16 protein-coding genes are annotated in these 15,021 nt (G+C 53.1%); 8 read left to right on the top strand and 8 right to left on the bottom strand.

What is annotated here, in order from left to right:
* Nucleotides 1-708, bottom strand: a complete 708-nt coding sequence (deoD, locus tag ASD8599_RS04825) for a purine-nucleoside phosphorylase (RefSeq protein WP_108830007.1) — start codon at nt 706-708, stop codon at nt 1-3.
* A 141-nt stretch (nt 709-849) separates the two neighbouring features.
* On the opposite strand from deoD, the gene ASD8599_RS04830 reads away from it, so the two are divergent.
* Nucleotides 850-1,203, top strand: a complete 354-nt coding sequence (locus ASD8599_RS04830) for a hypothetical protein (protein ID WP_108827489.1) — start codon at nt 850-852, stop codon at nt 1,201-1,203.
* Between the two features lie 67 nt (nt 1,204-1,270).
* Here the strand turns inward: ASD8599_RS04830 and ASD8599_RS04835 are convergent, their stop codons facing one another.
* From ASD8599_RS04835 to ASD8599_RS04845, 3 genes are all read right to left on the bottom strand, one after another.
* Nucleotides 1,271-1,612: an H-NS histone family protein gene (locus tag ASD8599_RS04835; protein WP_108827490.1), complete on the bottom strand. Its 342-nt coding sequence runs from the start codon at nt 1,610-1,612 to the stop codon at nt 1,271-1,273.
* 98 nt (nt 1,613-1,710) lie between these two features.
* A complete protein-coding gene (locus ASD8599_RS04840) occupies nt 1,711-3,678 on the bottom strand; it encodes a protein meaA (RefSeq protein WP_108827491.1) in 1,968 nt (655 codons plus the stop codon).
* 71 nt (nt 3,679-3,749) lie between these two features.
* Nucleotides 3,750-4,136 (bottom strand): hypothetical protein, encoded by a 387-nt coding sequence (locus tag ASD8599_RS04845; RefSeq protein ID WP_146188186.1) that lies wholly within the window; start codon nt 4,134-4,136, stop codon nt 3,750-3,752.
* 83 nt (nt 4,137-4,219) lie between these two features.
* Here ASD8599_RS04845 and ASD8599_RS04850 point away from each other — a divergent pair, with 83 nt between their 5' ends.
* The 7 genes from ASD8599_RS04850 to ASD8599_RS04880 all read left to right on the top strand — a co-directional run bounded on the left by ASD8599_RS04850 (nt 4,220) and on the right by ASD8599_RS04880 (nt 11,181).
* On the top strand, nt 4,220-5,590 hold the full coding sequence (locus ASD8599_RS04850) for a 1-acyl-sn-glycerol-3-phosphate acyltransferase (RefSeq protein WP_108830008.1): 1,371 nt from the start codon (nt 4,220-4,222) through the stop codon (nt 5,588-5,590).
* A gap of 135 nt (nt 5,591-5,725) precedes the next feature.
* Nucleotides 5,726-7,006: a crotonyl-CoA carboxylase/reductase gene (ccrA, locus tag ASD8599_RS04855; RefSeq protein WP_108827493.1), complete on the top strand. Its 1,281-nt coding sequence runs from the start codon at nt 5,726-5,728 to the stop codon at nt 7,004-7,006.
* A gap of 215 nt (nt 7,007-7,221) precedes the next feature.
* Nucleotides 7,222-7,428: a hypothetical protein gene (locus ASD8599_RS04860; RefSeq protein ID WP_108827494.1), complete on the top strand. Its 207-nt coding sequence runs from the start codon at nt 7,222-7,224 to the stop codon at nt 7,426-7,428.
* Entirely contained in the window at nt 7,376-8,098 is a 723-nt protein-coding gene (locus tag ASD8599_RS04865; protein ID WP_108827495.1) for a helix-turn-helix transcriptional regulator, read from the top strand. Before ASD8599_RS04860 ends, ASD8599_RS04865 begins: the two co-directional genes overlap by 53 nt.
* A gap of 140 nt (nt 8,099-8,238) precedes the next feature.
* A complete protein-coding gene (locus ASD8599_RS04870) occupies nt 8,239-8,877 on the top strand; it encodes an acyl-homoserine-lactone synthase (RefSeq protein WP_108827496.1) in 639 nt (212 codons plus the stop codon).
* 52 nt (nt 8,878-8,929) lie between these two features.
* Complete coding sequence (locus ASD8599_RS04875; protein WP_108827497.1) at nt 8,930-10,471, top strand: ATP-dependent DNA helicase; 1,542 nt, start codon at nt 8,930-8,932, stop codon at nt 10,469-10,471.
* The gene (locus ASD8599_RS04880; protein WP_108827498.1) at nt 10,468-11,181 is read left to right on the top strand and encodes an SDR family oxidoreductase; all 714 of its coding nucleotides are present in this window, start codon (nt 10,468-10,470) and stop codon (nt 11,179-11,181) included. The genes ASD8599_RS04875 and ASD8599_RS04880 overlap by 4 nt, the downstream gene beginning before the upstream one ends.
* 6 nt (nt 11,182-11,187) lie before the next feature.
* On the opposite strand, the gene ASD8599_RS04885 is transcribed toward ASD8599_RS04880, so the two are convergent.
* The 4 genes from ASD8599_RS04885 to ASD8599_RS04900 form a co-directional block, all read right to left on the bottom strand.
* The gene (locus ASD8599_RS04885) at nt 11,188-11,937 is read right to left on the bottom strand and encodes a TIGR02186 family protein (RefSeq protein WP_108827499.1); all 750 of its coding nucleotides are present in this window, start codon (nt 11,935-11,937) and stop codon (nt 11,188-11,190) included.
* A gap of 1 nt (nt 11,938) precedes the next feature.
* Nucleotides 11,939-12,853 (bottom strand): sulfite exporter TauE/SafE family protein, encoded by a 915-nt coding sequence (locus tag ASD8599_RS04890; protein WP_108827500.1) that lies wholly within the window; start codon nt 12,851-12,853, stop codon nt 11,939-11,941.
* A gap of 103 nt (nt 12,854-12,956) precedes the next feature.
* Entirely contained in the window at nt 12,957-13,925 is a 969-nt protein-coding gene (locus ASD8599_RS04895) for an ABC transporter permease (RefSeq protein WP_108827501.1), read from the bottom strand.
* Nucleotides 13,925-15,019, bottom strand: a complete 1,095-nt coding sequence (locus tag ASD8599_RS04900) for an ABC transporter permease (RefSeq protein ID WP_108827502.1) — start codon at nt 15,017-15,019, stop codon at nt 13,925-13,927. The genes ASD8599_RS04895 and ASD8599_RS04900 overlap by 1 nt, the downstream gene beginning before the upstream one ends.
* Between the last annotated feature and the right edge of the window lie 2 nt (nt 15,020-15,021).

A 15,021-nucleotide genomic window follows, 5' to 3' on the forward strand; every position in this document is an offset into this window, starting at 1 on the left:
TTAGGCGGGAAACGCAGCTTCGAGTGCGATTTCAACCATGTCGCCAAAGGTTTTTTCGCGATCCTCTGAGGGCAAGGCTTCGCCTGTTTGCAAGTGGTCGCTGACAGTTAGAACGGCCAATGCGCGACGTCCATGACGGGCTGCAAGCATGTATAGCTCTGCGGCCTCCATTTCGACGCCAAGAATTCCGTGGCGCACCATTTGTTCATCCAGATCGGGACGTTCCGCGTAGAAAACATCGGATGAATAAATCCCGCCAACATGGGTGGTGGCATCTTTGTGTTTTGCGGCTTTAACGGCCGCTTCAAGCAATCCATAATCTGCGCAAGGGGCGAAATTCACTTCGCGAAATATACCGGACGAGGGCGATGTGATGGTGCTTGCAGTCATTGCGATAATCACATCGCGAATACCGACATGTGATTGCATGCCACCACAGCTGCCGATCCGAATGAGGGTTTGCGCGTTGTAGGTGCTGATCAATTCATTGGCGTAAATAGACAGCGACGGCATGCCCATACCCGACCCTTGGATCGTGACCCGATTTCCCTTCCAAGTGCCTGTAAAGCCAAGCATTCCGCGCACTTCATTGACAAGTTTTGCATCGTCCAAGAACGTTTCAGCCGCCCATTTCGCGCGGTAAGGATCGCCCGGCATAAGAACGGTTTCTGCAATGTCTTCGGGGGCTGCGCCAATGTGAACGGTCATGGGTTTTCTTTCTGTTTTGCGGTGGTCCCAACCTGCCTGCATGGGGTGGCAGGGGCAAGAGACAAGTCTGGAATCCCATACTGGCCAATTTCGTGAACGATGTTCAAATATTGTTCGTCAGTAACAAGGAAAGTGCGAAAAATGAACAAGATGATGAGCTTATGTGCGGTGGCGGTGTTGGGCTTAAGCGCCTGTGATGTCACCCATCCGGTCGCCGTTGTAGGACCTGCAAACACAGTGTACCGCGGCACGGCGACAGCGACCTTTCTGGAGGGAGGCTGGTTTCAGGTCAACAACGGCGGAAATTCATGTCAGGGTCGCTACACTCCGGCCTCAGAAACACGCATGGTGACATTCCCGGTGACCTGTTCAAACGGGCTAAAAGGGGTAGGCACAGCCACCTACGAGACACCACGCGCGGGCGGAGGAGAAATCATCATGCAAGATGGCACGAAGTGGCGATTTATCTTTGGGCGTGGCGCCTTGGCGGTTTAATGGACCGATTGAGACTGCATCGTGAATGCAGTCTCAATTCAAAAAAGTAATGTCACTGGCGGTGATCTTATTTGATTTCCATTGCTTCAGGCGTCGTGCCCTTTTCAGTTTCCTCTTTAAACCAATTCGGCTGCCGTCCTTTACCCGTCCATGTCTGTTTTGGATCGGTTGGATTGGCGTAACGTGGTTTGGATGGTTTTGGGGTCTTGCGCCCGTCTTTCTTTGCAGGGGCCGCTTTCGCGGTGCCGGTCAATTCATCCAAGGTAAAACCGAATTGAGACGCGGCCTTTTCAGCAGCCTTTTGCGCCGCACGGCGGTCTTTATTTTTCAGCGAAGTCAAAGCCTTTTCAACGTCGGTTCTTAGCTTTTCTAACTCTTTACGTGACATTGATTTGAGATCGATTTTCATCGTTTTGCCCCGTTTTATAATACTATTGCAGTTCCGCCTTAATTCATTAAGGCGGCTTGGTGCAACAGTTTCCAGAGTAATTCAATTGCAGGTAGGCGCTATTGGGCTGCGACGGCCTTTGGATCAGCCAAAGTGACAATATCCATCATGATTGTATTCAGCTCAAAGTCTTTTGGCGTGTACACACGGGCAACCCCCATAGTGCGCAGTCGCTGTGCGTCGTCATCGGGAATAATTCCACCGACAATTACCGGAATATCGCCCAAACCTGCGTCACGCATTTTCACCATCAAATCTTCGACAAGAGGAATATGGCTACCTGATAAAATTGAAAGGCCCACAACATGTGCGTCGTCCGATTTTGCCGCAGCGACAATTTCGTCTGGCGTTAAACGAATGCCTTCATAGGTGATGTCCATTCCGCAATCTCGGGCGCGAACTGCGATTTGTTCCGCACCATTTGAATGGCCGTCCAAACCGGGTTTGCCCACCAAGAATTTTAGGCGACGTCCCAGTTTGTCGCTGACCAGATCAACGGCTTCACGTAGATGATCCAAGCCTTCGGTCATGTTGGATTGGCCCGCTGCTACGCCTGTCGGGCCACGGTATTCGCCATGAACAGCGCGCATTTGCGCGGCCCATTCGCCCGTTGTAACGCCCGCTTTTGCCGCAGCGATGGAAGGTTCCATAACGTTGCGCCCTTCGCTGGCTGCCGCACGTAGATCGGCAAGTGCAGCGTCGACCGCGGCTTGATCGCGTCCGCCGCGCCATTCATTCAGACGGTCAATCTGTTCTTGTTCGACGGCTGGATCAACCACCATAATGCCGCCGTCTTCGCTCATCAGTGGGGAAGGTTCGCCGCTGGTGTATTTATTGACACCCACCACAATCGTTTCACCGGCCTCAATTCGATTGAGGCGCGCAGCATTTGAACCAACCAATTGCGCTTTCATATAGTCAATCGCGTCGATGGCGCCGCCCATCGAATCCAAATTGGCCAGTTCAGACCGTGCACCGTCTTTGAGTTCTTCAACTTTGGCGTCCACGGCAGGGTTGCCATCAAATAGATCGTCAAATTCTAAAAGGTCGGTTTCAAATGCCATAATCTGCTGCATACGCATGGACCACTGTTGATCCCATGGGCGTGGCAACCCAAGGGCTTCATTCCATGCAGGCAATTGGACGGCGCGGGCACGTGCCTTTTTGGACAGGGTGACTGCCAGCATTTCGATCAATATGCGGTATACGTTGTTTTCGGGCTGCTGTTCGGTCAACCCAAGCGAATTCACTTGCACGCCGTAGCGAAAACGGCGGTATTTGGCATCGATGACGCCGTAGCGTTTTTCGCAAATCTCGTCCCACAGATCGACAAAGGCGCGCATTTTGCACATCTCGGTCACAAACCGAATGCCGGCATTTACGAAAAACGAAATACGGCCTACCAGTGTTGGGAAATCTTCTGCGGGTACGCGTGGGCGCAATTCATCGAGAACGGCAGTGGCGGTGGCCAGCGCAAATGCCAATTCCTGTTCTGGTGTCGCGCCTGCTTCTTGCAGGTGATACGAACACACGTTCATAGGGTTCCATTTCGGGACATTCGTGTAGCAATACTCAGCCACATCCGCGATCATTTTCAAAGATGGTTTTGGCGGGCAGATGTATGTGCCGCGGCTTAGGTATTCTTTGATCAAATCGTTTTGAACAGTACCTTGAAGACCCGAAACATCGGCGCCTTGTTCCTCAGCGACCGCAATATACAAAGCCAACAACCATGGAGCCGTTGCGTTTATCGTCATGGACGTGTTCATTTGTTCCAGAGGAATGTCCTGAAACAATGCCCGCATGTCGCCAAGGTGCGACACGGGAACGCCCACTTTACCAACTTCGCCCCGTGAAAGAACGTGGTCGCTGTCATATCCGGTCTGCGTGGGCAGATCGAAAGCCACCGACAGGCCGGTTTGGCCTTTGGCCAAATTCGAGCGGTACAACAGGTTCGAGGCTTTGGCAGTTGAATGGCCTGCGTAGGTTCGGATCAACCAGGGGCGGTCTTTTTTAACATCTGTCATAGGGGCCTCATGAATCGGAGAAAGCAATATTCTTGCGCTTGGGTTGAGATATAAGAAACTTTAGGCAAGTGTCAATTCGCTGCGTTGCGGCGTAACCACTTTGACGCCACGGAGATAAGCAACGCCCATCCCAAAAGGCTTTGGCCAAGGCCGGACAGCGTTCCAGCACTGGCAAAACCGTAAAGCCTGACCACGTCGACGACGCCAGGCGGTGCCTTTACTACGATCTTTGCCGGCAACCCGTCGATCAAGATCCTGTAATACGCATAATAAACCTGTGGTGATAGCCAAACAAACGCCCACAGGGCGACGCAGGCGCTGACGAAATGCCAAAAGGGCTTCAGGCGCAGGCGAAACACCGCAAAAATCAAAAACGCCGACAAAGCCAGTGACACAACAGCCAGCCCGATTTGGCCGATGGTGGTCAGGGTGAAAAATGAATCTTGCGTATACATCATGTTCCTGCATTTTTGCGAACCGGTGGATGGTCGATGCGTATTTATGTTTACCAAAGGCCGTATGCCTGTAAATGTCATTGGTGATGTTTCAGACCGTAGAAATACCTATCTGGCTATTTGTGCTGATCGTGTTTTTCGCGACGGTGACGTTTGCGTCGCATTTTCTGTTTCCTTCTGTGCGGTGGTTTTTTCGCCGACGTTTGGAAAAGGCCGTCAAACGCCTGAACAAGCGGCTGACCCGTCCTATTGAGCCATTCAAGCTGGCGCGGCGGTATGACATGATCCAGCGCATTATTTATGATCCCCAGGTGACGCAAGCGATTGTGGAATACGCCAAGGAACATGATGTCCCTGAAAATGTAGGCTTTGAAAAAGCCCGCAAATATGCGCGTGAAATTGTGCCCAGTTTTAGTGCCTTCACCTATTTTGGTCTTGGAATTCGTATCGCGCGTTGGATCAGCAATGGCCTTTACGACGTGCGCACAGCGGATGGGCATGATGAACGGTTGGCTGGTTTGCCCAAGGATGCCACCGTCATTTTTATCATGAACCATCGCAGCAATATGGATTATTTGCTTGTGACTTACCTTGCCGCGCAAGCTTCGGCTTTGTCCTATGCAGTTGGCGAATGGGCGCGGGTTTGGCCGCTGACCCGCTTGATCAAATCATTGGGCGCCTACTTTATCCGGCGCAAATCGCGAGGCGCACTTTATCGCAAGGTCTTGGCGCGCTATGTGCAGATGGCCACAGAAGGCGGGGTGACGCAGGCAATTTTCCCCGAAGGTGGGTTAACCCTGAATGGCAAACTGCGCCCGCCCAAGTTGGGTCTGTTGACCTATGTGCTGGATGCCTACGACCCTGAAGGTCGCGACATTCTATTTGTCCCTGTGGCGATCAACTATGATCGTGTTCTGGAAGACCGGGTGTTGATTGCAGCGGACCAACGGGGGGACCGGCGGTTCGGTGGGAAAGTGTCGGTGGTTTTCAAATTTGTTTTGCGCAAGGTCTGGCTGCGGTTAACAGGCCGTTTCTTGCGATTTGGGCAAGCTGCAGTGGCTTTCGGAGAACCGGTGTCGGTCAAAACCTACGGCAGCAAGCCGAACCCTGAAAAACTGGCACAGGATTTGATGGTCGAAATTTCAAGGATTATGCCTGTGATGGAAATTTCGTTGATGTGCCGCGTGTTTTTGATGGCAGATGGCCCTTTGAACCAAAAGGCACTGGAAGTTGCGGTGAAAAACGTGATGGCGCAGTGTAATGGCCCTGCGCCGATTTTGCACAATGACAAGATTGAAGATCTTGTCACACGTGCCTGCGCCAACCTGGGTCAACGCAACATCATTGCCCAAGATCAGGGCAGATGGTCTTTGAATTCCGATGCGAAAGACGTTGCAGCATTTTATTCCAATTCGATCGCGCACTATTTCGACGAAGAGGATGCAGTTGCAGAATAATTTTCTGCGACTGCGGGGTCATAAAATTACAATAATGACCTCCGTAGGGTTGCAATGTTACTCGGTGGGCCATATTCCACATTTGAACGGCAATGCGATTCTGCATTGCGGCAAACAGGTAAAGTGGAGGTTCCCATGGCTTTGGACAATGGCATCGCGCAATATGAAGCACCCGAGAAAGACTTGTACGAAATGGGGGAAATGCCGCCCATGGGTTACGTCCCTCAGAAGATGTATGCGTGGACCATCCGCCGTGAACGCCACGGTGAACCTGACACAGCCATGATGGAAGAAGTCGTCGACGTGCCAACGCTCGACAGCCACGAAGTGCTGGTTCTGGTGATGGCAGCAGGCGTGAACTACAACGGTGTTTGGGCGGCTCTTGGTCAACCGATCAGCCCGTTTGACGGCCACAAACAGCCTTACCATATTGCGGGTTCCGACGCGGCGGGTATCGTTTGGGCTGTTGGTGACAAGGTGAAGCGCTGGAAAGTCGGCGATGAAGTGGTCATTCACTGCAACCAGGATGACGGCGATGATGAGCATTGCAACGGTGGCGACCCGATGTTTTCGACCAGCCAGCGCATCTGGGGATATGAGACGCCTGATGGATCGTTTTCCCAGTTCACAAACGTGCAAGCGCAGCAGCTCATGCCACGCCCAAAGCACCTAACGTGGGAAGAGGCTGCTTGCTACACGCTGACGCTGGCCACGGCGTACCGCATGTTGTTCGGTCATGAACCCCACGATTTAAAACCTGGCCAAAACGTTTTGGTCTGGGGGGCATCTGGCGGTTTGGGATCCTATGCGATCCAATTGATTAACACTGCGGGTGCCAATGCCATTGGTGTGATTTCTGACGAAAGCAAACGCGACTTTGTTATGGGGCTGGGCGCTAAAGGGGTTCTGAACCGCAAAGATTATAACTGCTGGGGCCAACTGCCCACGGTGAATACCCCCGAATACGCCGCTTGGTTCAAAGAAGCCCGCAAGTTTGGCGCGGCAATCTGGGAAATCACAGGCAAAGGCAACAACGTCGATATGGTCTTTGAACACCCCGGCGAAAGCACGTTCCCGGTGTCCACGCTTGTGTGCAAAAAGGGCGGCATGGTTGTGATCTGTGCGGGCACAACGGGCTTCAACCTGACGTTTGATGTGCGCTACATGTGGATGCACCAGAAGCGCTTGCAAGGATCGCACTTTGCGCATCTGAAACAAGCGTCTGCGGCCAACAACCTGATGGTTGAGCGCCGATTGGACCCGTGTATGTCCGAAGTTTTTGCTTGGAATGACTTGCCCGCGGCACACATGAAAATGCTGCGCAACGAACACAAGCCCGGCAACATGTCTGTTCTTGTGCAATCGCCCAAAACCGGTTTGCGTACGTTGGAAGATGTGTTGGACGCCAAAAAGTAACCTCTTCAACCGTTCAGGTTGAAATTGAAGCGCCCGCGAATCAGTCAAATCTGACGCGGGCGTTTCGCGTTTCATGGCCACTCATTTGCATTCAGAGACTTACAAAACGCGGCCTCCCTATTTCTGGGGAGTGGGAATAGGGGAATTTCTTATCAGAAAGCTCGCATGTTATAGTTGTGTTAACCAATCGTTAACCAACTAAAGGTGTAGCTGTTATGAGAAGTGACTGGATTTTAGACGTTCTGACGGACTTGAAAACCTTTGCACGTGCAAATGAGCTTATGGCACTTGCCGAACAGCTTGATGACACAGCAATCGTTGCCATGGCCGAGATCGCTGCCAAAAATGAAAGGCTACACGGCCGACGCCATGAAAACGATTACGCAGTTGGAAACCATATTGGAGGAACTGGAGCAAGCTGAAGGCGTTGAGGCGCTTCAAACGGCAATAGAACATCTAAGAGACCAGATGGCTGTGGATCACATGGTCTATCATTGGGTGGACAGTTCAGGTGACCACTATGGCTGTGGCACTTACGCTGACGCCTGGCGCGAACGTTATCTGGAAATGAACTACATCCGTATCGATCCGGTCATTGTCGGGTGTTTTCAAATTTTTCACGCGGTTGACTGGAAGCGGCTGGATTGGTCATCCAAAGCGTCACGCAGTTTCCGCGAAGATTCGATGAAACACGGCATCGGAAACCAGGGGTTCAGTATTCCGATCCGTGGCCCTGCCGGGCAATTCGCGCTATTCACGATCAGCCACACCTGCGACGATGCCTCATGGGAAGCATTTACAAGCGAAAATCGCCGGGACCTGATCCTGATCGCGCATTTCTTTAATCAACAGGCTCTGGAGCTGGAAAAAGGGCGCAAACCGTTTATTCAGTCGGCGTCATTGTCACCGCGTGAAGTCGATGCCATGACGTTGCTGGCTTTGGGACACAGCCGGGCTCAGGTCGCGGATGAATTGTCGATTTCGGAGCATACGGTGCGCGTTTACATCGAAAGTGCGCGCTTCAAACTTGGGGCGATGAACACGACACATGCTGTTGCACGCGCTTTGAGCAGGGGGTTGATCGTGGTGTGACCCGACACCCCTAAGAATCGCCCGGACCCCCCCGTTGCGCAATCAATTAATCTATCGTACGGGTTGAATATTACACATTAACACACGCATAGGTAATACTTGCTTCAGGTCAGTGACCGAATTGGACAAGGAGAGCCCCAATGCTGCGATATGTTTATGCCAACGATCTTTACCAATATCCCCAACTTGCAGCGTCCATGTTTCGCGACCGTGCAGACCAATTCAAGACCCGTTTGGGCTGGGAGGTTTCTGTGGACGAGCACGGGTTCGAAAAGGACCAATACGACGAGCTGAACCCGCTTTACGTGATCTGGGAAAACGCAGATGGGTCCCATGGGGGATCGATGCGGTTTTTACCGACAACAGGGCGGACGATGGTTAACGAACATTTCAGCCATGTTATAGGCGGCGGCGAAGTTCGCAGCCCACTGATCTGGGAATGCACACGGTTTTGTCTGTCTCGCACTGCAAGCAGCCGCATGGCCGCCCTTTTGGTGGTCGCGTGTGGTGAAGTCATGCATCATTTCAACGTCGAGCACTTTGTTGGTGTTTTTGACGCCCGTATGGTTCGCATTTATCGCATGCTTGGTGCGTCCCCTGACGTACTTGGGCGGGATGGTGCAGGCCGTGATCAGGTCAGTGTGGGTCTGTGGCACTATGATGCGGCAGATCGCAACAAAGTCCTGCGCCGCGCTGGCGTGTCTCTTGCTTTGTCCCAGCTATGGTTCGACCGGTCGTTTGGCGCGGATGATGCGCAAGATTTAGCACAAAGCGCCTAATATTCCGCAAAACCCTGTGGTGGTGTGCGCATGCCCTCTGTAGGGTCGCGCCATGACCTCTACAGCCATTACATTCTCGGACGATCAGGCGAATGCCTATGACAGCATCGCAGAAATGCTGCGTTTGGCGGGGATCGATTTAGACGATAGCTTGCTTTTGCCTCCAAAGGGGACGGCGTCCTCTGTGATGGGTGTCACGGGCAAGGCTGGGTCAGGGAAAACCCTTTTGCTGGCGGAACTCTATAAGGCGCTTGAAGGCGCCGGTGTTGACGTCGTTTCGGGGGATTACGAAAGCAAAAAGCGCAAGGACAAGCGCACGCTGGCCATTTTGGCGCCGACGAACAAAGCTGCGTCTGTTTTGCGTTTGCGCGGAGTGCCTGCAACGACGATTCACCGTATTTTGTACACGCCTGTGTATGATCCCGAATATGAACGGATCGCAGAATGGCTGGCGGGTAACGGTGAACGCCCCGAAATTGAGGGTCTGACGGACCTTGCATTGGACCGCGCAGCGGCTTTCTATGCGGGTAACAAATCTATTCCCGGTGCGCTTGCGGCCGCTGGATTGCGCGGATCCGATTTTATTACCGGCTGGAAGCGACGCGAAGAACCGCTGGACATCGGTTTCATCGATGAAAGTTCGATGCTGGACGACAAGCAATTCGAAGACCTGAAAGAGATTTTTCCGACACTTTTGCTTTTTGGTGATCCCGCGCAGCTGGCGCCTGTGAAGCAGTCAGGTACGATGGTCTTTGACAAACTGCCTGACACGCGCATCCTGAATTTGAACAGGGTACACAGGCAGACCGCAGACAATCCGATCTTGGATTTGGCTCATGCTTTGGCTGACCCCAGTCTTGAGTTTCACCAGTTTGAAAAGATGGTCGAAGATGCGGCCCAAAAAGATGAACGCGTTGTATGGGGGCAACGTGTGGAAGTCGATTTGATGGCCCGCAGTCCTGTGTTGGTATGGCGCAATGCCACCCGCATCCGTTTGATCAATGCGTTTCGCAATGTTTATGGTGCGCCGGAAGACGCTTTGGCGGAAGGCGAACCTTTGATTTGTGACGGGATTGAGCTGCCGATGAAGCACCGCAAAAAACGTCTCGATCTAGAGGCGCGGGGGCTGATCAAAGGGGCACAGGTTGTTTACCTGGGCGAAGGCCGTAAACCGGGGTTTTCGCGTTTGCATGTGATGGGTGCCGAAGACCCACAAGTCAGTGCCGCATCTATTGTTAAAATTGAAAAGCCGGATGAAGAAGAACCCTTTATTCCCTTTGCTGCCCGTATGGGCGCCACGTTTTTGCACGGTGCGGCGGTGACCATTCACAAAGCGCAGGGGTCCCAATGGGACACTGTTCAAGTGTTCGCCCCCGACTTGTTTGTGGCGGCGCGTATGGGGCGCATGGAAGCGGGGCAACCCCTGTGGAAACGTCTTGCTTACGTGGCAATAACACGAGCACAAAACCGGTTGATCTGGGTCGTGCGTAACCGTTTGTCGAAGCCCACGGAACCTTTGCGTGTGGATGATTTGCGCAGTGTGGCGCCTGCACCTTTGACATTGGCTCAAGAAGAACCGGAGGAATTTTTATGAAGTCCATCATCATCACAGGTGCGAGTTCAGGGATTGGCCGTGCCACAGCAGAGCTGTTTTTGGAAGGCGGTTGGCAGGTGGGCTTGATCGCGCGGCGTGGGGAGGTGTTGGAAGACATCGCCAACACATACGATACGGCCATTGCTTTGCCAGCGGATGTTACAGACGCTGATGCGATGTCGGCGGCGTTTGCAGCCTTCACATCGCAGGCAGGCAGATTGGATGCCTTGTTCAACAATGCCGGTATGTTCGGTCCGTCCGCTCCCATTGATGAGGTGCCTTTGGACCAATGGATGCAAGTGTTGAACGTCAATGTGGGGGGCATGTTCATCGCCGCACAGCTTGCTTTTGCGCAGATGCGTGCCCAAACCCCGCAAGGGGGCCGCATCATCAACAACGGATCATTGTCCGCCCATGTGCCGCGGCCCAATTCAGTCTGCTATACGACCACAAAACACGCGGTGTCAGGACTTACCAAAACGATTTCGCTGGACGGGCGGGCCTGTAACGTGGCCTGTGGGCAAATTGATATTGGAAATGCTGAAACGGACATGGTTGCGGCATTAAAGTCCACACAGACTGAGATGCCGACAATGGATGTGCGTCATGCCGCAGAAGCCGTTTTGCATATGGCAGAGTTGCCGTTGAATGCGAATGTGCAATCCATGACCGTTATGGCGTCGCAAATGCCTTACATCGGGCGGGGATAAGCGAACCTACTGACGGATCAAACTAAAGACCGCAGAGGCGCCCCAACCGGCGGCGATCGCAATCGCAAGTGACATCAGGCCGTACAAAAACGCGTTTTCATGTGCCAGATTGTACAACCAGCGTTCCAAACCAACCTTTTTGACTGGAATGCTTGTTGTGTACAAATCCACAATCTGACCGTTGCGTGTCAGGTAAATCTCGGTTTTGTAATCGCCTTCGGTCAAGTTCGCAGGCAGGGTGATCCGGGTTTGAAACAGGGTGTCCTGCGTCAAGTTCACAGAGCCTTCAAGCGTTTGGTACAGGTTGTTGGCTTCGCGGATGCGGATCAAAGATTGGATGAACGCGGTGCTGCCACCTTCTGCCGGTCCAACCGACCGGATGGCCCGATTGATGGTGATCCGCGTGTTTATGTCTTCGCTTTCCGCCAGAATATCGGCCAAGGGTGCATTCGTGGCAACGGCGTAAAAAGTCGGGGCAATATCAATGTCGACGGATGCCGCATTCACCCAAATCCCAAGTTTTTTGTCTTTGCGGCGCACGGTGACCGGCTGGTCGGGGCCGGCAACTGTGACGATGACGCCTAGGTCGCCTTCAATCAACGGCCCAACTTCGCGTTTGATCGCGCCAAACAGCAAAATTTCAGCACCGTTAAAGGTGGCTGTGATGTCGATTTCATCGCGGCTTTTACCAAGAACGACTTCTTCGGCCATGACAGGCATAGCCAAAAAGACAAATGCAAGAAGCAATCTAAGCATCTTAGTGCCCCCCCGCCGCGCCAAGTGAATAGAGCTCGGATGGTTGCAACAATAAATCCAATGCCAGCTTGCCACATACTGCCAGCACCATAAGGGCCAGCAAAATACGCAACTGTTCAGCTTTCATTTTGACGCCAATGCGTGTCCCTATCTGGGCGCCAACGACACCGCCAACCAGCAAAAGAACGGCCAGAACCACATCAACTGTGTAGTTGGTGGTGGCGTGCAGCATGGTGGTGAATGCGGTCACAAAAATGATCTGGAACAGCGATGTACCAACAACAACTTTTGTGGGCATGCCCAGTAGATAAATCATGGCCGGTACCATGATAAAACCGCCGCCTACGCCCATGATGGCTGCCAGAACACCGACGGCGACCCCCACAATCAGGGGCGGGATGACGGAGATATACAAACCGGACACACGGAACCGCATTTTGAAGGGTAAGCCGTGAATCCAATTGTGCTTTTTGCGTTTTGGAACAACACCTTTGGATGTCTTACGGATGGCGTTCAAGCTTTCGATGAACATCAACCCGCCAATGACACCAAGGAAAACAACATAGCATAGTTTGACCAGCAAATCGACTTGGCCCTGCGCTTTGAGGTAGTTGAACACAACGACACCCAACGCGGCCCCTATAAGACCACCAATCAACAAGACAGTGCCCATCCTTAGATCGACTGTCTTTCGTCTGAAGTGTGCCAGAACCCCGGAAAACGACGATGCCACAATCTGGTTTGCTTCCGTTGCAACAGCGACTGCAGGGGGGATGCCAATAAAGAACAACAAAGGCGTCATAAGGAACCCGCCCCCGACACCGAACATGCCAGACAGGATACCAACGATGCCCCCAAGCCCCAAAAGGAGGAAGGCATTGACCGAGACTTCGGCGATGGGAAGGTAGATTTGCATGAACCCTCCTAAACCTGTCCCCCTTAACAAATCAATAGGCGTGCTGCGTTGCAACAAACAGGATGGATGGAAACCTCCAAACTGGACTTATCGAAATCGGCTGTTACCGCTCTTTGACATAAGGCTCACCGCCCGCGCGTGGCGGAATGGCCTTGCCTACAAACCCGGCCAAAATCACCACCGTCATGATGTAGGGCAGGGCGCCTAAAAGCTGACCTTGCACCTTGATCCCGATCACGGTTTCGATCAGATCAGGTCGTAGTTCCAACGCTTGGAACAGTCCAAACAGCAAAGTTGCATAAAGCGCATACCAAGGGCGCCATTTCGCAAAGATCAACGCGGCAAGGGCAATAAACCCGCGGCCTGCCGACATGTCTTTCACGAAACCGGCTTGCAATGCGGTGGACAGGTAAGCCCCTGCAATACCACATAAAATACCGCAAATCGCAACGGCCGCATACCGTAGGCCCACCACGGAAACACCGGCCGTATCCACCGCCGCAGGGTTTTCACCCACGGCCCGCAAACGCAGGCCGAAACGTGTGCGAAACAGCAACCACCATGTGAAAGGCACGGCTGCGAAGGCGACGTAGACCAAAATCGAATGGCCGGAAATAAGTTCGGCGTAGATCGGGCCAAACACCGGCACACCGCTTAGTGTTTCCGCAAAAGGCAGGGTGATGGGTTCAAACCGCCCCCCCCCAATCAAAGACGGCGTGCGCCCGCCTTGTTTGAACCAGGCTTGGGCGATCAAAACGGTCAAACCAGCGGCCAAAAAATTTATCGCAACACCTGAAATCAGTTGATTGCCGCGGAACGTGATCGACGCAAGGCCGTGCACAACGCTCAGAACCATGGACGCACCAATGCCTGCCAACAACCCGATCCACACGTTTCCTGTAATTGCGGCGATGGCGGCAGACATGAAAGCAGCAGCAAGCATTTTGCCTTCCAGACCGATGTCGAAGATGCCTGCGCGTTCCGAAAACAAGCCTGCAAGACAGGCCAACAGCAAAGGAACAGCAAGGCGAACCGAAGAATCAAACACTTGAAGAAGGGTTAGAAAATCCATCACACGTCCCTCCGTCGCAGGGCAAGGAAGATACGTTCCAAGGGCATTCGCACCATGTTATCCAACGCACCGGTGAACAAAATCACAAGGGCTTGGATCACCACGATCAATTCGCGCGGGATAGATGTCCAAAGCGCAAGTTCTGCGCCGCCTTGGTAAAGAAACCCGAACAAAATGGCTGCAATGAACACGCCAACAGGGTGTGACCGGCCCATCAAAGCCACTGCAATTCCGATAAATCCGGCCCCTTCGGTCGAATTCAGGACAAGGCGCTCGGCTTCGCCCATGACGTTGTTTATGGCCATCATGCCAGCCAAGGCACCCGAAATGATCATCGCGATCATGGTGATTTTGACAGGGCTGATGCCTGCATATTTGGCGGCACTTTCGGAATGGCCGTAGGCGCGAATTTCATAGCCGAGCTTGGTGCGCCAGATCAGCACCCACAAAGCGAGACAGGCCAGAATTGCAACGATTAGGGATATGTTGGCCGGGGCCGCCTTGGAAAAGTTGATCCCAATGGGCGCTAGAATTTCGTGCAAGGACGGCAAATGAACGGTTTCAGAAAACCGTGCGCTGGCAGGGTCCATGCTGCCTTTCGGGCGCAACTGGTTGACCAACATGTAATTGAGCAAAGCGGCTGCGATGAAGTTGAACATGATCGTTGTAATGACAATGTGACTGCCGCGTTTGGCTTGCAAATAGGCGGGGACAGCGGCCCAAACAGCGCCGAATGCACCAGCCATAACAGCTGCACCAAGCAACGCAAAAGACCAATGCGGCCAAGGGATGTAGAGGCACGCCAACGCGACGCCCAGCCCACCCAGCATAGCCTGACCTTCACCGCCGATGTTGAACAGGCGTGCATGAAAGGCGACGGCCACAGCCAGGCCGGTGAACATGAAGTTGGTTGCGTAATACAGCGTGTAGCCCCAACCGTATGTGCTGCCCAAGGCGCCGCTGACCATAAGTTTCACAGCAGCCACCGGATCTTCGCCTATGGCCAGTATCACCAGACAAGAAATGATCGCGGCCAGCAGCAGCGAGATCAAAGGCACAAGAACGACCTCGGCCCATTTTGGCATCACATCCATAT

Origin of the sequence: Ascidiaceihabitans donghaensis, assembly GCF_900302465.1 — a bacterium.
Lineage (GTDB): Bacteria > Pseudomonadota > Alphaproteobacteria > Rhodobacterales > Rhodobacteraceae > Ascidiaceihabitans > Ascidiaceihabitans donghaensis.